The organism is Serratia sp. JSRIV006, from assembly GCF_019968685.1.
Classification (GTDB): domain Bacteria; phylum Pseudomonadota; class Gammaproteobacteria; order Enterobacterales; family Enterobacteriaceae; genus Chania; species Chania fonticola_B.
Map to the genome: position 1 here is coordinate 1,088,364 of NZ_CP074137.1, position 24,750 is coordinate 1,113,113.

2 protein-coding genes are annotated in these 24,750 nt (G+C 60.3%); both read right to left on the reverse strand.

The window, feature by feature from the left end; all coding sequences use genetic code 11:
- On the reverse strand, positions 1-22,512 hold the full coding sequence (locus tag KGP16_RS04970) for an Ig-like domain-containing protein (RefSeq protein ID WP_223500906.1): 22,512 nt from the start codon (positions 22,510-22,512) through the stop codon (positions 1-3).
- A gap of 684 nt (positions 22,513-23,196) precedes the next feature.
- Complete coding sequence (locus KGP16_RS04975) at positions 23,197-24,588, reverse strand: MFS transporter (protein WP_223500907.1); 1,392 nt, start codon at positions 24,586-24,588, stop codon at positions 23,197-23,199.
- Positions 24,589-24,750 lie beyond the last annotated feature (162 nt).

Here is a 24,750-nt window from a genome sequence, read left to right on the forward strand (position 1 = left end):
CTACACCAGATTGACGTGCAGGCCTTGCTGCACCAGGACATCTCCCAGGGTGTTGCCGCTTTCAAGGGCGGAGTTGTGGTAAACGTCGAACACTTGGCCATCGACCGTCCGTTGGCCCACCGAGCTCCAGGTGCCGCCTTCGGCCTGGGTCAGATTGACCTGGTCACCGACGCTGCCCTTGATCAGCAGGTTGTCACTGGCCGCATCCTTGACGTTCAGCGCCTCGTGCAGATCCAGCGTGATGCTGTTGGTGCCGCTGGTGCCCAAATCGAAGATATCGATGTGTTGCACCTTCAGGCCCAGCGCCGTCAGATCCAGGTTGAGGTTGTTGCCATCCAGCTCCAGGGTGTCGATACCCGCGCCGCCGTCGATCGACAGGAAGTCGAGGGCGTTGACGTGGATCACATCATTACCGCTGCTGCCATGGATGGTGTCACCGCTTGCGGTAGTGCCATCCGCCAGATTGATGGTGACGCCGCCAATGCTGAAGGTGGTGTCCTCAACCGTGGTAACACCAGCGGTATCAACCGGCAGCGTTGGGTTCACCACCAGCGTGCTGGTGACTGGCTCGCTGGTCTCCGTGGTGGTCTGGGTACTGCTGACCTCGCTGGTTGGCGTGCTGGTTTCTGTCGTGGTGTGTTGCACGGCGGCTACCTGAGCATGCTGAACTGTAGTGAGATCGGTCGCGCTGTCGGTGCTGGTGTTTTCGGCACCCGACGTATCCAGTGACAGCGTTTCGACCGCCGCGTTGGCCGTCAGCAGCAGTGGCAATTCGATACCGGATGTCAGCCCTGCAGAGACGCTAACCCCGTTACCCGCCAGGTCGGTGACCGAAGCTGCCACTACGGTGCCCAACAGAGTAGGGATCAGGTTGAGCACATTTAGACCCTTGAGGGCGTTGGTGGTGTCGAATTTCACCGACCAATGACCGGTGGCGTCTACGGTGCCTAGCAGCGTACTGCCCAGCAAGGTGACGCTGACTTTCGCGCCTTGCTGCACGTTCAGGCTGGTACCGCTGACGGTCAGGCCGTTGGTCAGAATGCCCAGCGCACCCGTCAGAGTCCCTAGAGCATCAATACCCAACAGCGGCAGCGCGTGGATTTTCACCGTAGCGTTGGCGTTGGCCGAGCTGGTGTTACCGTAGCGGTCGGTGACGGTAACGCCGACCGACAATGGCCCATCAGCCAGATTGACCAGGTTCAGGGTAGGAACGCTGACGCTCCATTTCCCGTCGTTGCCTACGGCGGCGGTCAATACCAGTCCCCCCACATTAACGCTGACGCTACCGCCGATGGCGTTGGTGGTGGTGCCGCCGATCAGCTGGTTCAGGTTGGCTTCGCTCAGGTTGAGGAAACCATCACCAAACAGACTGCCCAGGCTGACGGTCGGCAGGTTGTGGATACCCACACCCAGATCGGCGCTGATGCTGCCGGTTTTTCCTGCGGAGTTGGTGACCGAAACGCCCAGTGACAGATTGCCGTCCAGCAGGCTGGACAGGTTGAGCGGCGTCAGGCTGAGTGACCAGCTACCATCCGCTTTCACCTGGGTGGTGAAGGTATTGCTGCCCAGATGAACCTGAATGGTAGAGCCCGGTGCGTTGGTAGCGTGCCCGCTGATGATCTGGTTGCCGGTCGCTTCCAGCGCATTCAGCAGGCCATCGCCGCCGAACAGCGGATCCAGCGTCAGGGTTGGCAGGGCGTTGATCAGCACGTTGAGCGGGCTGACCTTGCTCACGGTGTTACCTGCCGCATCGGTGAGGCTGGCGGTGACGTTGGTCAGGCCATCCAACAGCCCTTGCAGATCAAGAGCTGGGATCGGCAACTGCCATTTGCCGGTGGCATCGACGCTGGTGGTGTAGGTGTGACTGCCCAGCGTCAGAGTGATGGTGGTCCCGGCCGACACGTTACCAGCGTTGCCGCTCAGGATCTGCGGTGACAGCAGATCGCTCAGATCCAGCGTGCCGTCGCCAAACAGAGGGTTCAGCGTCAGCGTTGGCAGAATGGTCGCCACGTTGAGGCCTACGCTGGCACCGCTGGAGTTACCTGCCGGATCGGTGACCGTGGCGCTGACGATCAGATTGCCCGCCGCCAGATCCGCCAACTGCAGCGGATTGATGGTGGCGCTCCAGCTACCGTCGGCACCGACCGTGGCGTTCAGTTGCAGCGTACCGACCTTGATCACCACCTGGGAACCTGCCGCCGCATTGGTGGTGGTCCCGCTGATGGTCTGGGTCAGCAACGCTTCGGCCGCATTGAGGAAGCCGTCGCCGCCAAACAGCGGGTTCAGCGCCAGCGTTGGCAGCTTGTTGACGATCACATCAATCGCCGTATTCAGCACGCCGGTGTTACCGGAACCATCCAGCACCGAAACGCCAACGTTGATATTGCCGTCCAGCAGGGTATGCAGATCGGCAGGTTGCAGCACCAGGCTGAACTTGCCGTCGGTACCGACGGTGGTCAGGAAGTTTTTACCGCCAAGAGAAACCTGCACCTGCGCACCGGTGCTGGCGAAGGCCACGGTACCGCTGACGGTTTGTGCCACCAACGCTTCCGCCGCGTTGAGGAAGCCATCACCGCCAAACAGCGGATCGAGCGTGATCACCGGCAGTTTGACATCCAGCTGTAGCCCGGCGGTGGCGCTGGTGGTGTTACCCACCGAGTCGGTCGCCGAGGCGGTGACGGTAAAGTTACCGTTGCCCAGCCCTTGCAGGATACCGAGGATATCCGGCGTGACGGTGGCGCTCCATTTGCCGCCGTCGCCTACGGTGGCCGTCAGCGTTTGCGAACCGGCAATATCCAGATTGATGGTGGCACCCTTCGCCAGATTGGTGACGGTGCCGCTGATGGTCTGGTTAAGCAGCAGGTCGGCCACGTTGAGGATACCGTCGCCAAAGATCGGATCCAGCACGATATGCGGCAGATTGTGGATGATAGCGGTGATATCGATGTTTTTACTCACCACGTTACCAGCAGAGTCGGTCACCGATACGCCCAGCGCCAGATTGCCGTCGCTCAGGGCAGCCAGATCCAGCGGTGGGATCGACAGGCTCCAGACACCGCCCGCGCCCACGCTAGCGGTATAGGTTTTGGTGCCCAGGCTGACGCTAACGCTGCCGCCGCCGATACCAAGGCCGTTAATCACCCCGCTGATGGTCTGAGACACACCGGCTTCTACCGAATTCAGCAGGCCATCGCCAAAGGCGGTGACCGGGCCGATCACCGGCAGGTTCTGCGTAAGGACATCGATATCGATCAGGTCGTTGACCACGTTGCCGTGGGAATCAACGATTTGCACCTGTATCTGTGCCAGACCGTCACCCAACAGGCTCAGTTGGCTTGGCAGCAGTGAGACGCTCCACTGGCCGTTGCCGCCCACGTTGGCATCCAGCGTTATCCCGGCAACGGTGACATGCACCACCGCACCGTTGTAATCGCCAGTGGCGTTACCGCTGATCACCTGAGTCAGCAGCGATTCGGCCAGGTTCAGCACGCCATCACCGCCAAACAGGGCGTTAACCCCCGCGCCGAGCGTTTTGTTCAACGCCACGTTCAGCGTTACGTCGGTATGGCTGCTGTTGCCAGCGGTGTCGGTCAGCGTGACGCCGATGATCTGCGGCCCATCGGTCAGGCTTTGCAGATTGAGCGACGGCAGCGGAATGCTCCATTTGCCATCCGGGCCAACCACCACGCTGGCGGTCAACGGCCCTAACGTAACGGTGACGGTTTCGCCAATGCCGCCAGTCCCGGTCAATGTCTGGCCGAGCAGGGCTTCTGCCAGCGTCAGGATATTGTCCCCGGTCAGCAGATCGACCGACAGCAGTGGTGCCGTGGTATCGGTAGTAATGACATGCGTTGCTGGCGTGGTGTTGCCTGCCGCGTCGGACAGGGTGGCATTAATGGTGCTACTGCCCTGCGGCAGGTTAACCAGATCTGCCGGTGGCACGTTGACCGACCAGGTGCCGGCTCCACTGACCTGCGCACTGTAGGTTTTGCCGTTCAGCGTGACGGTGACAATGCGGCCCGCTTCCGAAACCGAAGCGGTACCGGAGATCGCCTGGGCGACTGAGCTTTCACTGGCGTTCAACACGTCGTTACCCGCGAAGGTATTGATGGTGAGCGTTGGTGGAATGCGATCGACCAACACGGTTTCACTGGCGGTAAATACCGTTGGCAGTGGTGTCAGCAACGTGGTGCTGGCCGAAACCACGATATTGCCGTCAACCGGGAAGGTCACCACGGTGCTGAAGGTGCCATCCGCCAGGGTGGTCACCGGGATCCCTAGTGGCAAGCCACCAACGATAATGGTGACAACCTGACCAAGCCCGATCCCGCCAACCACTTTACCGGTCAGGTTGATGATCAGCCCAACTTCGCTGGCGTTAACGATGTTATCGCCTGTCACCGGATCGAGAGTGATGATCTGGCCCGGAGGCGTCAGGTTAACGGTGAAGTTGTGGTTGTCGACGGCGACGTTCCCGGCCTGATCGCTGACCTGAGCCGTGATGCTTGGCGTCCCGCTCAGGGCTTTCAGATCGGCAGGCAGGACAGACACGCTCCAACTGCCATCGGCCAACACCACACCGGTATAGGTTTTGCTATTGAGCGTAACGGTCACTTGTTGCCCAACCGCGACGTTGGTGGAGGTACCGGTTATCAACTGTACCGATTGGCTCTCGGCATAGTTGATGATGTTATCCGCCGTAAAGTTACTGATGGTGACAGACGGCAGCGAGTTGACGGAAATATGTACTGAAGAACCGGCCGTGCCCTGGTTGCCTGCGGCATCCGTGGCGGTCACGGTGATGGTATTATCGCCCTCGGCCAGCGCTTTTAACTGCGGCGTAGTCAGCGCCAGGCTCCAGTTGCCGCCGCTGACCTGTGCGGTAAAGGTTTGCGTCCCAATCTTCACGCTGACCGTAGTCGCATCACCTGCGCTGCCTGTGAGAATTTGCCCCAGGTTGGCCTCGGCCAGGTTGAGGAAACCGTCACCGAACGGTGTGTTGATGGTTGGCACCGGTGCAGTGAGATCGCTGGTGAAGTTCAGGCTGCTGCTATTGGTGTTGCCCGCGGCGTCGGTCGCCGTGACGGTCAGCACGTGTGGCCCATCCAGCAAGGTGCTCAGGGTGGCCGCAGGCAGCGGTAACGACCAGTTGCCGTTGATATCAACCTGCGCGTTGTAACTAACGCCATTGACATCGATAACCACTTTCACCGCCTGGCCTGAGCCATTTACCCCGGTGGTGCCGGTGATCGTCAGCGCACCGGCGGCTTCGCTGATGCTCAGCACACCGTCAACGCCAAACGGCGGAACTATGGTAGGAGTCGGCAGCGTCAGCAGGGCATTAACGTCCAGCGGCGCGGTGGTGGCCGTATTGCCGCCACGATCCTCGACGGTGACCTCAATGGTATGTTGCCCGTTGGTGAACACGGCAAGTTGTGCTGCGGTGAGTTGCAGAGACCAGCCACCCAGCCCATCGGCCTGAGCGGTAAAGGTCTGCTGATTTGGCAGGCCTTCGTCCACCGTCACCGTGACGATCTGGCCGCTGCCGATCAGCCCGGTTTTGCCGGTCAGGGTTTGCGTCAGCGCGGCTTCGGCAATATTCAGCAGGCCATCGCCAAAGGGCAGGTCCAGGGTTGGCAACGGCAGCTTGTTGACCAGGATCTCCAGCGCGCCGTTGGTGCTGCTGGTGTTACCCACTGCATCGGTAACCGTCACCGTGATCGGCCAGTTGCCATCCGGCAGGCCGAGCAGGGTGGCACTGTCGAGTGGCAGCGTCCAACTGCCGTCGGCATTTACCGTAGCGGCCAGGTTCAGGCCGTTGACGTTGACCATCACTTTCTGGCCTACGTCGCTGGCAAGCCCGGTGGAACCGGTGAGGGCTCCGCCCAACAAGGCTTCGGCATGGTTGACAATGCCATCGATAAACGGCGTGTCAAACCCGGCCACCGGCAGCCCGGTGAGGATGCTGTCAAAGTCCAACGTCGCGCCGTGGCTGTTGCCGCCTTTATCCGTAGCGACCACGCTGATGGTGTGCGGCCCATCCAACAGTTCCAGCAGATCGGCGGTTGGCAGTGTGACACTCCATTGGCCGTTGTTGCCGACCGTGGCGTTGTAGTCTTTACCGTTGAGGCTGACTACCACCGTTTGACCGTTGCCAATAATGCCGGTGGTGCCGGTCAGCAGCTGATTGACCCCGGCTTCCACCAGGTTCAGTGCGCCGTCGCCAAACGGCAGGTTAATGGTTGGATTCGGCAGGATATGCGACAGGATCTCCAGTGAACCACCGGCGCTGGCAGGGTTACCGGCCGCATCCACGGCGGAGACCACCACCTGCACGGTGCCGTCTGCCAGCAAGGCTAGGGCATTGGCTGGGATCAGCGCGCTCCAGGTACCATCGTTATTCACGATACCGTTCACCACGTAGGTGCCAATCTTGACCAATACCGGGGTGTTAACCAGCAGGTTGGCCGCTGCACCACCGATTGGCGTAGCGATGCCCAGTTCGGCAATATTGAGAATATTGTCACCGAACAGCGGGTTCAACGTCAGTGATGGCAGCGTATGGGTATTGACCGCCACCGTGATGGAGTCTGACACGCCGTTACCTGCGGCGTCGGTGACGCTCACGCCGATGGTCACGCTACCATCCAACAGCCCTTGCAGGATATTGCTTGGGATATTGACGCTCCACGCGCCGGTCGTCGGATCCGCCAGGGCGGTATAAACGTTGGCGCCCAGCGTGACGGTAACGGTCAGGCCCGGATCGGTATGCCCGCTCAACACTTGCCCCAGCAGTGCTTCCGCCAGGTTCAGGATGCCGTCACCAGCGAAGATATCGATCTCCAGCAACGGCGGCACGGTATCAACAGTGACGTTATGGGTAGCGCTGGCCGGGTTCTCGGCGATATCGGTCACCGAGGCAGTCACGGTCTGCGAACCTTGCGGCAATGCCTGCACGTCGGCTGATGGCACCGTTGCGCTCCAACTGCCGTCTGCTTGTACCACGGCGGTGTAGGTTTTGCCGTTAAGCAGCACGCTGACCACCTGGCCAGGCTGCACGTGGCTGGATCCCCCGCTGATGATGATGGCAGCTTTCGCCTCATTGGCGTTGATGATGTCATCACCGGCAATCACGTTGACCGACAGCTGTGGCAGATTGCCCGCATCGGTGATCACGGTGAGGTTGTGGTTGGCGGTAGCCTGGTTGCCAGAGGTATCGCTAACCGTGGCGGTGAGGGTGTCTTTACCGTCTGGCAAGGCCCCCACATCCACCGCCGGAACCTGCAGGCTCCAACTGCCGTCCGCGCCGACGATGGCGGTGTAGGTTTTGCCATTGAGCGTTACGGTGACCTGTTGCCCCTGTTCGACGCGCTGGCTACCCCCGCTGATGGTCAGCGGCAGGTTGGATTCCGCCAGGCTGAGGTAGTCATCGCCGGACAGGGTGTTGATGGTCAACAGCGGCGCCTGGGCCGGGTCGGTATCCAGGGTGATGCCGTGGCTGACGCTGCCGGTGTTGCCAGCGGCGTCGGTCAAGGTGGCGGTGATGGAGGAGGCACCGTTCGGCAGGTTAGCCAGATCGCCAGCCGGAATGGTGACGCTCCAACTGCCATCCGCCAGCACCAGCCCGTTATAGGTCAAGCCGTTGATGGTGACTTTCACCACCACTGGCTGACCGCTGTCGTTGATCGGCGCAGTACCGGTGATTTGCAGCGCTTGCTGGCTTTCGGCGATGTTGATGATGTCATCACCGCTGATGGTGTTGATGGTCAGCACCGGCACGGTCAGATCGACCGTGGCGCTGGAGTTGATGCTGGAGGTATTGCCAGCCACGTCGCCGACGGTGACTCCAATGTTGGTTGGGCCGTCAGGCAGGGCTGCCAGATCGGCACTTGGTACGCTCACGCTCCAGTTACCGTTGTTATCGACAATGCCGGTATAGGTTTTCCCTCCCAGCACCACGCTGACGGTTTGCCCACTGCCGCTGACGCCGGTGGTGCCGCTCAGCGTTTGATCGCTGGTGGATTCCGCCTTGTTCAGATAGCCATCACCGAACGGCGTGTTCAGGGTGGCAACCGGCAGGCTGTTGATCAGCACGCCCAACTGCTGCGAACCGGTGACCAGGTTGCCCGCTTCGTCGGTGGCACTGACGGTGACGGTCAGTTTGCCATCGCCCAGGATTGTCAGATCCGCTGAAGGAACGGTTGTCGTCCAACTGCCATCGGCCTGCACTATTGCCTCATAGAACTTACCGTTCAGTGCAATGGTGACGGTTGCACCGGCGGCAACGTTGGTGGAACTCCCGCTGATGCTGATCCCTGCGGCGGCTTCGATGGCGTTCAACTGGTTATCGCCAGTGATTGGAGCAATCGCCAGGGCGCTCTGGGTGAGATCGACCGTAACATCATGGGTGGCGCTGGCCGGGTTACCGGCTTTATCGGTGACGTCGGCGGTGATCGTTAAGTTACCGTTGGTCAGCAGAGCCAGATCGGCCGTCGGTACGCTGGTGCTCCAGGAACCGTCTGCCTGCACGGTGGCGGTATAGGTTTTGCCATTGAGGGTGATGGCAACGATCTGCCCGGCTTCAACATTCAGGCTGCTGCCGCTCAGGATTTGCGTTGCCTGCACCTCGGCACCGTCAATAATATTGTTGCCCGCAAAGGTGCCGATGGTCAGCACCGGTGCGTTCAACGCGCTGGCATCAACCCCGATGGCGTGGGTGACGCTAGTGCTGTTACCGGCGCTATCGGTCAAAGTGGCGACCAGGTTATAGTTGCCATCGGACAGTGCGGTGAGATCGGCGCTTGGCAGTGAAGTGCTCCACGAACCATCAGGCTGAACCACTGCGGTGTAAGTCTTACCGTTCAACGTCAGCGTTACGGTACGACCAGCATCGCCGATGGAGGCGGTGCCTGAGACGGTCTGGTTGAGCAGCACTTCTGCGCTGTTAAGCACGTCATCCCCGGCAATGACGCCGATGGTGAGGGTCGGAGCGACCTTATCGACCACGACGGTGCCACTCAGGGTGTTGCTGTTGCCCGCAGAATCGGTGGCCACAACGTTGAGCAATGGCGTCCCATCCGGCAATGCCTGCAGATCGCCAACCGGAACGGTGACGCTCCAGTTGCCGCTACCGTCCACCGTGGCGGTGTAGGTTTTATCCCCAAGGGTCACGGTCACGGTTTGCCCCGGCGTGGTAATGCCGGTGGAGCCGGTGATGGTCTGCGGCTGGCCTGCTTCCGTGCCGTTCAGGATGCCATCGCCAAACGGCGTATTGAGGGTGGCGTCTGGCAGGTTATGGATAAATACGCCCAAGGTATGGCTGCTGCTGACCGGGTTACCGGCCTGGTCGACAGCGGAAACGCTCAGGTTGATATTGCCGTCTGCCAACAGCGCCAGATCGGCCGGTGGAACCAGCACACTCCAGGAACCGTCCGCCAGCGTAATGCCGGTGTAGGTTTTGCCGTTCAGCGTTACGGTCACGCTTGCGCCAATGGCCAGATTGAGGCTGCTGCCTCTGATAGCTAATGGCAACAGGCTTTCGGCCAGGTTCAGCTTATCGTCACCGGCAATCACGTCGATGGCGATGCCGCTCAGGGCCGTGTTGACCAGCACGTTGTGCGTTGCTGTAGCCGGGTTGCCGGAAGTATCGCTAACGGTGACGTTAATGGTGCTGTTGCCCTGAGCCAGTTGGCCCAGATCGGCGGCGGATACGCTGGTGCTCCAGGTACCGTCTGCCAGCACGGTGGCGGTGTAGGTTTTGCCATTCAGCGTGATGGTCACCAACTGGCCTGCTTCCACGTGGGTGGTGGTGCCGCTCAGCGTCTGGCTGGTTTTCACCTCTGCGCCGTCGATAATATCGTTACCGGCAAACACATTGATGCTCAGGGTTGGCAGATCCAGCGGATTGGCGTCGATCGTCACGGTATGGGTGACGGTAGTGGTGTTGCCCGCCGCATCGCTCAGGGTGGTGGTTAATGGATAACTGCCATCGCCAATTGCTTGCAGATCGGCGCTTGGGATGGTGGCACTCCAGGTGCCGTCGTTGGCGACTACCCCGGTATAGGACTTACCGTTGAAGGTCACTGTGACGGTACGGCCGGCGTCACCGATGGAAGCGGTGCCGGAAACCACCTGGTCGCTGAGGCTTTCCAGGGCGTTAACCTTGTCATCCCCGGCAAACGGCTTGACCGCCAGAGTGGGTGGCACCAGATCGACCTGTGCCGTAGTGCTGCCAGGTACGCTGTTACCCGCGGAGTCCGTAGCGGATACGCTAATGGTATTGCTGCCCGCTGGCAGGTTTTGCAGATCGGCCGATGGGATGGAAACGCTCCAGTTACCGCTGCCATCCACGGTTGCGGTATAGGTTTTGCCACCCAGAGTGACGATCACGCTTTGTCCTGCACCAGGGATGCCTGTGCTGCCGCTCAGCAGTTGTGCCGTGGCGGCTTCAGCCTGATTGAGGAAACCATCGCCAAACGGCAGATTGATGGTTGGCTCTGGCAGGGTATGGATATGCACATCCAGCGAATGACTGTTGCTGACCGGATCGACTCCTGGGTTGGAGACGCTGGCGGTGACCGTGGTCAGGCCGTCTTGCAGGGCCAGCAGATCGGCGCTGTTCACCGATACGCTCCAACTGCCGTTGGCCAGAACGACGCCGGTGTAGGTTTTACCGTTCAAGGTTACGGTAACGGTTTGGCCTGCGTTCACATTGACCGTAGTCCCGCTGATGGTCAGCGGCTGTGAGGCTTCGGTGAGGTTCAGCTTATCGTCACCGGCAATCAGGTTAATGGCGATGCTTTCCACCGCCGTATCAACGCTGATGATATGGCTGCCGGTGGCCGGATTGCCTGCCCGATCGCTGACGCTGGCGGTGATGGTAGCCTGGCCGTTGGCCAGCAACGCCATATCCGCCGCCGGAACGTTAACGCTCCAGGCGCCGCCCACCTGCACGGTGGCGAAGTAGGTTTTGCCGTTCAAGGTCAGGGTAACGGTCTGGCCCACCTCGACATTGGTGGTGGTACCGGACAGGGCCTGAGTGACCAGCGCTTCGGCCCCGTTAACGATATCGTCCCCGGCGAATGCGCCGATGCTCAGCGTTGGCAGATTGGCCGGGTTGGCATCGACATTGAGGCTGTGGGTGACGCTGGTGCTGTTGCCAGCCGCATCGGTGAGGGTCGCGACCAGATTGTGGCTACCGTCGGTGAGCGCTTGCAGATCGGCGGCAGGCAGGCTGGTGCTCCACGATCTATCTGGCTGTACCACGGCGGTGTAAGTCTTGCCGTTCAACGTCAGGGTCACGGTGCGACCCGCATCCGCGACCGAGGCGGTGCCGGACACGGTTTGTGCCACTAGCACTTCTGCGGCGTTCAGCACATCATCCCCGGCAACCAGACCCACGGTGAGGGTAGGCGCAGTGGCATCAACGGTGACGGTGGTGTTCAGCGTATTGCTGTTACCGGCGGCATCGGAGACCACTACGGACAAGGCTGGTGTGCCGTCAGGCAGCGCTTGCAGATCGGTAGAAGGAACGCTGACGCTCCAGTTACCGCTGCCGTCCACGGTGCCGGTGTAGGTTTTACCGCCCAGGGTGACCGTGACGGTCTGCCCTGGCGTGGTGATGCCGGTAGACCCTGTGAGGGTCTGAGGCTGGCCCGCTTCGGCACCGTTCAGAATGCCGTCGCCAAACGGCGTATTCAGGGTAGCTTCTGGCAGGCTATGGGTAAAGACGCCCAGGTTGTGGCTGTCGCTGACCGGGTTACCGGCCTGATCGGTGGCAGTGACGGTCACGGTAGCGGTGCCATCGGCCAGCAATGCCAAGTCGGCGGCAGGTACGGAGACGCTCCAGGAACCATCAGCCAGTGTGGTGCCGGTGTAGGTTTTACCGTTCAAGGTCACGGTAACCGTGGCGCCGACGGCCAGATTGGTACTGCTACCGCTGATTGCCAACGGCAGTTGGCTTTCCGCCAGGTTGAGTTTGTCATCACCGGCGATCACGGCAATCGACAGCCCGCTGAGGTCGGTATCGACGGTCACCTCATGACTGCCGCTGGCCGGGTTACCTGCAGTGTCGTTGACGGTGGCGGTAATGGTGGTCTGGCCGTTGGCCAACAACGCCAGGTCGGCAGCCGGTACGCTGGTGCTCCAGGAGCCATCGGCCAGTACGGTGGCTGTGTAGGTTTTACCGTTCAGCGTAATGGTCACGATCTGGCCCGCTTCCACATGGGTGGAGGTGCCTGACAGGGTCTGAGCGGTTTTCACTTCCGCGCCGTCGATGATGTCGTTACCGGCAAAAATGCCGATGCTGAGCGTTGGCAGGTTGGCCGGGTTGGCGTCGACATTGATGCTGTGAGTGACGCTGGTGCTGTTGCCAGCCGCATCGATGAGGATTGCCACCAGATTGTGGCTACCGTCGCTGAGCGCCTGCAGATCGGCAGCGGGTACGCTGGTGCTCCACGAACCATCCGGCTGCACCACGGCGGTGTAGGTTTTGCCGTTCAAGGTCAGGGTCACGGTGCGACCCGCATCCGCGATCGAGGCGCTGCCGGAGACGCTCTGTGCCACCAGCACTTCGGCGGCGTTCAGCACATCATCGCCAGCAATCAGGCCCACGGTGAGGGTAGGCGCGGTTGCATCGACGGTGACGGTGGTATTCAGCGTATTGCTGTTACCTGCGCTGTCAGTAACCGTAACGGTCAAGGCTGGCGTGCCGTCTGGCAGCGCTTGCAGATCGGCAGAAGGGACGCTGACGCTCCAGTTGCCGCTGCCGTCCACGGTGCCGGTATAGGTTTTACCGCCCAGGGTCACGGTCACGGTCTGCCCCGGCGTGGTGATGCCGGTAGACCCCGTGATGGTTTGCGGCTGACCCGCTTCTGCGCCATTCAGAATGCCATCGCCAAACGGCGTGTTCAGGGTGGCGTCTGGCAGGCTATGGATAAACACGCCCAGATCGTGGCTGCCGCTGACCGGGTTACCGGCCTGATCGACGGCGGTGACGGTCACGGTGGCGGTGCCATCGGCCAGCAACGCCAAGTCGGCGGCAGGCACGGTGACGCTCCAGGAACCGTCTGCCAACGTGGTACCGGTGTAGGTTTTACCATTGAGCGTGACGGTCACGGTTGTCCCCGTGGCCAGGTTGGCACTGCCGCCGTTGATGGTGAGTGGCAGCAGGCTTTCGGCCAGATTCAGCTTGTCGTCACCGGCAATCACGGCAATCGACAGGCCGCTGAGGTTGGTGTCGACGGTCACGTCATGGCTGGCACTGGCCGGGTTCCCGGCACTGTCGCTGACGGTGGCGGTAATGGTGGTCTGGCCGTTGGCCAGCAGTGCCAGATCGGCAGCCGGTACGCTGGTGCTCCAGGAGCCATCGGCCAGCACGGTAGCGGTGTAGGTTTTACCGTTCAGGGTGATGGTGACGGTCTGGCCCGCTTCCACATGGGTGGTGGTACCGGTCAGGGTCTGAGCGGTTTTCACTTCTGCGCCGTCGATAATGTCATTACCAGCAAATACACCGACGCTGATGGTCGGCAGGTTGGCCGGGTTGGCATCGACGTTGATGCTGTGGGTCACGCTGGTGCTGTTGCCCGCAGTATCGGTGAGGGTAGCGACCAGGTTATGGCTGCCGTCGCTGAGCGCCTGCAGATCGGCGGCGGGCAGTGACGCACTCCACGAACCATCCGGTTGCACCACGGCGGTGTAGGTTTTGCCGTTCAAGGTCAGGATGACGGTGCGGCCAGCATCACCAATTGAGGCGGTGCCGGATACGGTTTGTGCCACCAGCACTTCGGCGGCGTTGAGCACATCATCGCCAGCAATCAGGCCCACGGTCAGGGTTGGCGCGGTTGCATCGACGGTGACGGTGGTATTCAGCGTATTGCTGTTGCCAGCGGCATCGGTGACCACTACAGACAAGGCCGGTGTACCGTCTGGCAGCGCTTGCAGATCGGCAGTAGGGACGGTGACGCTCCAGTTGCCGTTGGCATCCACGGTGCCGGTATAGGTTTTACTGCCCAAGGTGACGGTAACGGTCTGCCCCGGCGTGGTGATGCCGGTGGAGCCCGTGATGGTCTGCTGTTGGCCCGCTTCCGTGCCGTTCAGGATGCCATCGCCAAACGGCGTGTTCAGGGTGGCGTCCGGCAGAGTGTGGATAAACACGCCCAGATTATGGCTATTGCTGACCAGGTTGCCGCCCTGATCGACGGCGCTGACGCTGACGGTGGCGGTGCCATCGGCCAGCAGCGCTAAATCGGCGGCTGGGACCTGAACGCTCCAGGAACCGTCTGGCAGGGTTAGGCCGATGTAAATCTTGCCATTCAGCGTCACGGTGACGATGGCACCGAGCGGCAGGTTGGCGCTGTCGCCGGAGATCGTCAGCGGCTGCAGACTTTCGGCCAGATTCAGTTTGTCATCTCCTGCGATCACGGAGATGGACAGCCCACTGAGATTGGTATTGACGGTCACGTCATGACTGGCGTTGGCCGGGTTACCTGCACTGTCGCTGACGGTGGCGGTGATGGTGGTCTGGCCGTTGGCCAGCAGTGCCAGATCGGCAGCCGGTACGCTGGTGCTCCAGGAGCCATCGGCCAGCACGGTAGCGGTGTAAGTTTTGCCGTTCAGGGTGATGGTGACGGTCTGGCCCGCTTCCACATGAGTGGTGGTACCGGTCAGGGTCTGAGCGGTTTTCACCTCTGCGCCGTCGACAATGTCGTTACCGGCGAACACGTTGATGCCGAGCGTCGGCAGGTTGGCCGGGTTGGCATCCACACCGAGGACATGGGTAGTGCTGGTGCTGTTACCCGCGGCATCGGTGAGGGTAGCGACCAGGTTATGGCTACCATCGCTAAGCGCTTGCAGATCGGCGGCGGGCAGGCTGGTGCTCCACGATCCATCTGGTTGCACCACGGCGGTGTAGGTTTTGCCATTCAAGGTCAGGGTGACGGTGCGGCCCGCATCGGCGACCGAGGCGGTACCGGACACGGTCTGCGCCACCTGTACTTCCGCGGCATTCAACACATCATCCCCAGCCACTACGTTAACGGTGAGGGTTGGGGCAGTCTCATCGACGGTAACGGTGGTGTTCAGCGTATTGCTGTTACCGGCGGCATCCGTAACGGTTACGGACAGGGTAGGCGTGCCGTCTGGCAGCGCTTGCAGATCGGCTGCCGGAATGGTGGCGCTCCAGTTGCCGCTGGCATCCACGGTGCCGGTGTAGGTTTTACCGCCCAGGGTGACGGTAACGGTCTGCCCCGGCGTGGTGATGCCGGTAGACCCCGTGATGGTTTGTGGCTGACCCGCTTCTGCGCCATTCAGAATGCCATCGCCAAACGGTGTGTTCAGGGTGGCGGTTGGCAGACTATGGATAAACACGCCCAGATCGTGGTTGCCGCTGACCGGATTACCGGCCTGGTCGACGGCGGTGACGGTCACGGTGGTGGTGCCATCGGCCAGTAAGGCCAAGTCGGCGACAGGCACGGAGACGCTCCAGGAACCGTCTGCCAGCGTGGTGCCGGTGTAGGTTTTACCGTTCAAGGTCACGGTAACCGTAGTCCCGACGGCCAGGTTCTGGCTGTTGCCATTGATCGCCAGCGGCAGCTGGCTTTCCGCCAGGCTGAGTTTGTCATCACCGGCAATGACGGCGATAGACAGCCCGCTGAGGTCGGTGTCGACGGTCACGTCATGGCTGGCGCTGGCCGGGTTCCCGGCGCTGTCGCTGACGGTGGCGGTAATGGTGGTCTGGCCGTTGGCCAGCAGCGCCAGATCGGCAGCCGGTACGCTGGTGCTCCAGGAACCGTCTGCCAGCACGGTGGCGGTGTAGGTTTTGCCGTTCAGGGTGATAGTGACGGTCTGGCCCGCTTCCACATGGGTGGTGGTACCGGTCAGGGTCTGAGCGGTTTTCACCTCTGCGCCGTCGACAATGTCGTTACCGGCGAACACGTTGATGCCGAGCGTTGGCAGGTTGGCCGGGTTGGCGTCGACGTTGATGTTGTGGGTGACGCTGGTGCTGTTGCCCGCCGCATCGGTGAGGGTGGCGACCAGGTTATGGCTGCCGTCGCTGAGTGCTTGCAGATCGGCGGCAGGCAGGCTGGTGCTCCATGAACCGTCTGGCTGCACCACGGCGGTGTAGGTTTTACCGTTCAAGGTCAGGGTGACGGTGCGGCCAGCATCACCAATCGAGGCGGTACCGGAGACGGTCTGCGCCACCAGCACTTCGGCGGCGTTCAGCACATCATCGCCAGCAATCAGGCCCACGATCAGAGTTGGTGCCGTCTCATCGACGGTAACGGTGGTGTTCAACGTATTGCTGTTGCCCGCCGCATCGGTGACCGTGACGGTCAAGGCCGGAGTGCCGTCTGGCAATGCTTGCAGGTCGGCGCTTGGCAGCGTGACGCTCCAGTTGCCGTTGGCATCCACGGTGCCGGTATAGGTTTTACCGCCCAAGGTGACGGTAACGCTCTGCCCCGGCGTGGTGATGCCAGTGGTACCGGTGAGCGTCTGGGATTGGCCCGCCTCTGCACCGTTCAGGATGCCATCGCCAAATGGCGTGTTCAGGGTGGCGTCCGGCAGGCTATGGATAAACACGCCCAGGTTGTGGCTGTCGCTGACCGGGTTACCGGCCTGATCGACGGCGCTCACGGTTACGGAGGCGGTGCCATCGGCCAGCAACGCCAAGTCGGCGGCAGGCACGGTGACGCTCCAGCTACCGTCCGCCAGCGTGGTGCCGGTGTAGGTTTTACCGTTGAGCGTGACGGTCACTGTTGCGCCCGTGGCCAGGTTGGCACTGCTGCCGCTGATGACCAATGGCAGCTGGCTTTCCGCCAGGCTGAGTTTGTCGTCACCGGCGATCACGGCGATAGACAGCCCGCTGAGGTCGGTATCGATGGTCACGTCATGGCTGGCGCTGGCCGGGTTCCCGGCGCTGTCGCTGACGGTGGCGGTGATGGTGGTCTGGCCGTTGGCCAGCAGCGCCAGATCGGCAGCCGGTACGCTGGTGCTCCAGGAACCGTCTGCCAGCACGGTGGCGGTGTAGGTTTTGCCGTTCAGGGTGATAGTGACGGTCTGGCCCGCTTCCACATGGGTGGTGGTACCAGTCAGGGTTTGGGCGGTTTTCACCTCTGCACCATCGACAATGTCGTTACCGGCGAAGATGCCGATGCTGACGGTTGGCAGATTGGCCGGGTTGGCGTCGACGTTGATGTTGTGGGTGACGCTGGTGCTGTTGCCCGCCGCATCGGTGAGGGTAGCGACCAGATTGTGGCTACCGTCGGCCAGGGCGGCGAGGTCGGCCGCAGGCAGGCTGGTGCTCCATGAACCATCTGGCTGCACCACGGCGGTGTAGGTTTTACCGTTCAAGGTCAGGGTCACGGTGCGGCCCGCATCGGCCACGGAAGCGGTGCCAGACACGGTCTGTGCCACCAGCACTTCGGCGGCGTTCAGCACATCATCGCCAGCAATCAGGCCCACGGTCAGAGTTGGTGCCGTCGTATCGACGGTAACGGTGGTGTTCAACGTATTGCTGTTGCCCGCCGCATCGGTGACCGTGACGGTCAAGGCCGGAGTGCCGTCTGGCAATGCTTGCAGGTCGGCGCTTGGCAGCGTGACGCTCCAGTTGCCGTTGGCATCCACGGTGCCGGTATAGGTTTTACCGCCCAAGGTGACGGTAACGCTCTGCCCCGGCGTGGTGATGCCAGTGGTACCGGTGAGCGTCTGGGATTGGCCCGCCTCTGCACCGTTCAGGATGCCATCGCCAAATGGCGTGTTCAGGGTGGCGTCCGGCAGGCTATGGATAAACACGCCCAGGTTGTGGCTGTCGCTGACCGGGTTACCGGCCTGATCGACGGCGGTGACGGTCACGGTGGCGGTACCATCGGCCAGCAAGGCCAAGTCGGCGACAGGCACGGTGACGCTCCAGGAGCCGTCTGCCAGCGTGGTGCCGGTGTAGGTTTTACCGTTCAGGGTGACAGTAACCGTAGTCCCGACGGCCAGGTTGGCGCTGCTGCCGTTAATGGCCAGCGGCAGCTGGCTTTCCGCCAGGCTGAGTTTGTCATCACCGGCAATGACGGCGATAGACAGCCCGCTGAGGTCGGTGTCGACGGTCACGTCATGGCAGGCACTGGCCGGGTTCCCGGCGCTGTCGCTGACGGTGGCGGTAATGGTGGTCTGGCCGTTGGCCAGCAGCGCCAGATCCGCAGCCGGTACGCTGGTGCTCCAGGAACCGTCTGCTAGCACGGTGGCGGTGTAGGTTTTGCCGTTCAGGGTGATAGTGACGGTCTGGCCCGCTTCCACATGGGTGGTGGTACCGGTCAGGGTCTGAGCGGTTTTCACCTCTGCGCCGTCGACAATGTCGTTACCGGCGAACACGTTGATGCCGAGCGTTGGCAGGTTGGCCGGGTTGGCGTCGACGTTGATGTTGTGGGTGACGCTGGTGCTGTTGCCCGCCGCATCGGTGAGGGTGGCGACCAGGTTATGGCCGCCGTCGCTGAGTGCTTGCAGATCGGTGGCAGGCAGGCTGGTGCTCCATGAACCGTCTGGCTGCACCACGGCGGTGTAGGTTTTACCGTTCAAGGTCAGGGTGACGGTGCGGCCCGCATCACCAATCGAGGCGGTACCGGAGACGATCTGCGCCACCAGCACTTCGGCGGCGTTCAGCACGTCATCCCCTGCAACCAGACTCACGGTGAGGGTCGGTGCCGTCTCATCGACGGTGACAGTGGTGTTCAACGTATTGCTGTTGCCCGCCGCGTCGGTGACCGTGACGGTCAAGGCCGGAGTGCCGTCTGGCAATGCTTGCAGGTCGGCGCTTGGCAGCGTGACGCTCCAGTTGCCGTTGGCATCCACGGTGCCGGTATAGGTTTTACCGCCCAAGGTGACGGTAACGCTCTGCCCCGGCGTAGTGATGCCAGTGGTACCGGTGAGCGTCTGGGATTGGCCCGCCTCTGCACCGTTCAGGATGCCATCGCCAAATGGCGTGTTCAGGGTGGCTTCCGGCAGGCTATGGATAAACACGCCCAGATTGTGGCTGTCGCTGACCGGGTTACCGGCCTGATCGACGGCGCTCACGGTTACGGAGGCGGTGCCATCGGCCAGCAACGCCAAGTCGGCGGCAGGCACGGTGACGCTCCAGCTACCGTCCGCCAGCGTGGTGCCGGTGTAGGTTTTACCGTTGAGCGTGACGGTCACTGTTGCGCCCGTGGCCAGGTTGGCACTGCTGCCGCTGATGACCAATGGCGACTGACTTTCTGCCAGGCTGAGTTTGTCATCACCGGCAATGACGGCGATAGACAGCCCGCTCAGGCTGGTGTCGACGGTCACGTCATGGCTGGCACTGGCCGGGTTCCCGGCGCTGTCGTTGACGGTGGCGGTGATGGTGGTCTGGCCGTTGGTCAGCCGCGCCAGATCGGCAGCCGGTACGCTGGTGCTCCAGGAACCGTCTGCCAGCACGGTGGCGGTGTAGGTTTTGCCGTTTAGTGTGATGGTGACGGTCTGGCCCGCTTCCACATGAGTGGTGGTACCGGTCAGGGTCTGAGCGGTTTTCACCTCTGCGCCGTCGACAATGTCGTTACCGGCGAACACGCCGATGCTGAGCGTTGGCAGATTGGTCGGGTTGGCGTCGACGTTGATGCCGTGGGTGACGCTGGTGCTGTTGCCTGCCGCATCGGTGAGGGTGGCGACCAGATTATGGTTGCCGTCGGCCAGAGCGGCGAGGTCAGCTGCTGGCAGTGAAGCGCTCCAGGTGCCGTCCGCTTGTACCACAGCGGTGTAGGTCTTGCCGTTCAAGGTCAGGGTGACGGTGCGGCCCGCATCGGCAACGGACGCAGTGCCGGAGACGGTCTGCGCCACCAGCACCTCAGCAGCGTTGAGGATATCGTCGCCCGCGATGGTGTTGATGGTGAGGGGTGGCGCGGTCTCATCGACGGTGACGGTGGTGTTCAGCGTATTGCTGTTGCCCGCCGCATCGGTAACCGTGATGGTCAAGGCCGGCGTGCCGTCTGGCAACGCTTGCAGATCGGCGGCAGGGATGGTGACGCTCCAATGGCCGCTGCCATCCACGGTGCCGGTATAGGTTTTACCGCCCAGGGTGATGGTGATGGTCTGGCCCGGGCTGGTGATGCCGGTGGTGCCGGTAAGCGTCTGTGGCTGACCCGCTTCTGCGCCATTCAGGATGCCATCACCAAACGGCGTGTCCAGAGTCACCGCAGGCAAATCATGAGTGTAAACGCCCAGATTGTGCGTGGTGGTCACGGTAGAACCATCGTTGCCTGTCACGCTGGCAGAAATGGTGTTGCTGCCTTCGGCCAGCAGTTGCAGATCGGCGCTAGGCACCTGCAATGTCCAACTGCCGTCTGCCAATACCAGCGCGGTATAGGTTTTGCCATTGAGCGTGACGGTAACGGTAGCCCCGGTGGCGACGTTGGCCGTGGTGCCGCTGATGGCAAGAGGAAGCCCGGCTTCGACGGCGTTGAGTTTATCGTCTGAAGAGACAATACCGATATTGATTGCCGAAGCATTGCTGTCTACGGTGATCACTTGTGGGGCGGTAGTGGTGGTATTGCCTGCCTGATCGCTGAGCGTGGCGATCATCTGATAGCTACCGTCGATCAACGCGGCCATATCCGCGGCTGGCACGCTGATGCTCCATTTGCCATCGGCACCTACGATGCCGGTATAGGTTTTACCATTGAAGGAAACGCTGACCACCTGCCCAGCCTCGCTGACGGAAGCGGTGCCGGTGATGTTTTGCGCCGATTTTTGCTCGTCGACGGTGATCAAATCGTCGCCGGTAAATTTATCCAACGTCAGCACCGGTGGCACGGTATCTACCTGCAAGTGCTCCGTCACGGTAGTGCTGTTGCCTGCGGCGTCGGTAGCCGTCACGGTGAGGGTATTATCCCCTTGGGCTAATGCCTGCAGGTCTGCGGCAGGCAGTACCAGGCTCCACTTGCCATCCCCGCCAGTGACTGTCGTGTAGGTTTTACCATTCAGGGTAACGACAATGGTCTGGCCAGGATTGCTGGTGCCGCTCAGGGTCTGTGATGTTTGCGCCTCGGCGGCGTTGAGTACGTCGTCTCCGGCCAGTTTGTTGACGGTCAGCACCGGGGCGGTCAAATCGACGGTGATGTTCTCATGCGCATTGGCGCTTTGGCCTGCTTTGTCGGTGACGGTGGCATTGAGCGTGATCGAGCCATTGGCCAGCGCGGCCAGATCGGCGGCAGGCAGTGAAAGCGACCAACTGCCATCGCCTTGAACCACTGCGCTATAGGTTTTGCCGTTCAAGGTGATGGTAACGGTTTGCCCTGCTTGAACATTTTGCGTATGGCCGCTCAGCGTTTGGGTGCTTTTCGCTTCGTTGGCGTTGATTACGTTATCGCCGGTCAGGGCGTTAATCGTGATCTGCGGGGTAGGATTAACTACGGTGGTATCAACCGAGATCTGATGATCGACCGTGGTTTGGTTGCCCACTTTATCGACGGAGGTCACGATTAACTCGTAGTTACCGTTTTTCAGCAAAGCCAGATCTGCCGCAGGCAGTTGCAGGCTCCATTTGCCGTCGCTACCCACCGTCGTGGTGTAGGTTTTACCGTTCAGGGTAATGGTAATTGTCAGCCCGACCTCGCCGGTACCGCTCAGCGCCTGCGCCGCTTTTAACTCGGCACCGGTCAGGTGGTCATCGCCGGTCAGCTTGTTGACGGTCAAGACAGGCGGGGTGGTATCGACCAGTACGCTGATCGTTTTTTCGACGCTGATCCCATCCTGGTTAGTCAGTTTAACCGTCAGTTGATAATTGCCGTCTTTTAGGCCAGCAAGCGCAGCGGAGCTGAAATCAAAGCTCCACTTGCCATCGGCCCCGACGGTAGTGGTGTAACTTTTGCCGTTGAGCGTCAGCGTGATGGTCACGCCTGCGGCAACGCCGGTGGTCAGGCCGCTCAGTAACTGGGCAATTTTAACTTCACTGGCGTTGAGAACGTTGTCCTGACCCAGTTTTCCTACGGTCAGGGTAGGTTGTTCTGGTGGTACGGACGGTTCGTCATTGTTGTGGTCGTTCTTCCCCGTCCCGGTAGCGATGGCGACGCCAGCCCCCAGCGCCAGGCCGGCTAGAATGGCGGCGATGGCACCGTTGGATAAATCATGGTTGCCAATTAGCAGAGGTGAAACGTCAGACAGTGATTCAAACTGCGGCGTGATCAGCATTGGTTCAGTGGTAGCGGCGGTTGCCGGGAATATCGCGTGCTGGATGGCGCCATTGCCATCATCAAACACCAACTCGCTGTGTTTACCGTCGGCGTCCACTTCAAAGAAGCTCTGATAACGTACCGTGGTGCCATCTTTCATATGCACGATCAGGTCGTTACCTTGGCGTTCATAGCTGCTCACCAAAGCCTGAGTACCATGGATCCGCACAATACTGCTTTGTGTGAGGCTGACGGAACGGGTACCGGTTGCTACGTCAGCGATTTTCGCGCCGCCATGACGAGCAATAATATCAACAGCCCCAAGGGTAAAATTGGATTGTGCCATGTGGTTAGCCTCTGAACGCCAAAGTTAATTTGCATAGCGCGCCAAAGCCGTTTGTGTGGCTTTTGTAGGCGCGCTGGAATGCCCGAGGGGGTGCCCTAGAGCTAAATTTAACCTGGTGTTTAGATGACTAATTAATACAAAGTTAACACTAAACTCATCCCTGAAAGGGTTTTAAGATTAATCTTCCTAATTTATCCGTGAGGTAAGGTATAAGCGAGCTTTGATAAAAATGCCATACGTAGTAATGATTATTGTGCGAATTTGCTATTGATAAAAATTCTTATTTACCAAGGTGGGTAAGTACCCATGGATAATTGATGGTTTCTTAATTCAGCGGGGTGTTTTAATTTTAAATTAGATAATTTGTATTTTAATTACCATTTAAATTAGCTGCCATTACATAGTTAATTTATTAAAATCAATAGGTTAATTTTTTTACGTCAAAGGTTTTACTTATTTTATAACTGGTGCTACCGGGTGGAATAAATAAGATAATTACATTACAAAGTTAACGGTTTTTACGGGTTTTATTGGCGTGTCTTTGCGGGCTAATAAAGAGATGTTTTTTGAAAGTGTGAGGCTAATGCTTTTTATTTATTAGTTATGCTACTGATTTCTCTATGCGTCATAAGAAAATCTTCATATTCTGGGGTGAGGAGGCGTGGCGGACCACGCCTGGCTGACCTATAGCATGGTGTAGGCTTTTTTCAGCCCGGTGTCTTCTTCGGGATCTGCACCTTGGGGATGGGCGGGCTCTTCTTCAGGCAGCAGTTCTGCCAACGGAGTTTCTGCTAGCGGGTCGGGAGCGGCCTCCGGCGCTGGCATCGTATCTTGAATGGTCTGCTCATCGAACGTCGGGTTTAATGCCGGGGAAAGTGGGGAGCTGGAGAGGCTGTCTGGCATGGCGATATGGGGCACTGGCGCATCTTGTACAAACTGCGACTCATCCTGTTTGACCGTTCTGCTGAAGGCCATAATCAACAGGCCACACAGTGCGAAAAACACGTACAGGATATTCCCACCCAAAGGCTGGATCAGCGCACCGACGGCCAGCGGCCCGATGCTGGCCCCCACGCCAAATGCCATGAGCAGACAGGCAGCCAGGGAGACGCGGCGCTCTGGCTCAATCATGTCGTTGGCCAGCGCTACCGCCAGCGGATATAGGGTGAACTGCAACATGCTGACTATGAAGCCGACGATCAGTAACACCGGGAAATTGATATGGGGCAACAGGGCCAGCGGTAAGGCGGCAATCACCAGCAGTAGTGCATTAACCCGCATCAGCAGCGTGCGGTTGTAACGGTCTGACAGCCAGCTCAGCGGAAACTGCGCCACCAGCCCGGCAAAGATAGCTATGGCCATAAACAGACCGGTTTGCTGAGTGGTCAATGCCTGCTGGCTGGCATATACCGGTGCCAGCCCGTAGAAGGAGCCTACCACCATGCCGATCACCAGCGTGGTGGCCAACACTTTAGGAATGGCATGCACAAAATAGCGCAGCTCCATCGGGGCGGGCGACATATGCCGGGCATTGGTACGGGTTGTCAGGGCGATCGGCACCAGGCAGAGGGAAAAACACAGCGCGATGAGCAGCAGCGTGCTGATGCCAAGGTTGGCTTGTAGCATAAGCACAATCTGCCCCAGCGACATGCCAAGGTAGGAGGCCGCCATATAAAAGCCGAATACCATGCCGCGCTGATTGGATTCGGACTGATCGTTCAGCCAGCTCTCCAGCACCATGTACTGGCACATCATACACAGGCCGATAATCAGCCGCAGCACCACCCAAACCGGGATGTATTCCGTCAGGCCGTGGCCCAGCACCGCAGCGGTAATGATCCCGGCGCAGGAGACATAGGCGCGGATATGCCCTACGCGGGCAATCAGAAAGTGGCCGACCTTGCCGCCGATCACCAGGCCGATGTAGTTGGCGGCGATAATGGCCCCGATCAGGGCGCCACTGACGTTGATGGAGGTTAACCGCAGGGAAATGTAGGTGGTCAGTAACCCTGAACCCAGCAGCATCAGCAGGGTGGTGGTATACAGCGGAAAGAATACACCTAACGTTTTTTTCACTCGGCCTTCCTGTTTTAGTCGAAGATTGAGGCAAACGGGTTTGCCGCAACAAGCTGGACGTATCCCCGATACTAGCAGTTAGTACAACGGCTTAAAACCGCAGCACTGCGAAGCGCATGGCATTTCGGCCGGTAAAATGCCGTAGAGGCTTGATAAATGCTA

What these genes read in the sequence shown, in the direction of transcription:
- KGP16_RS04970 (WP_223500906.1), bottom strand. Translation starts at nt 22,512, where the DNA reads ATGGCACAATCCAATTTTACCCTTGGGGCTGTTGATATTATTGCTCGT.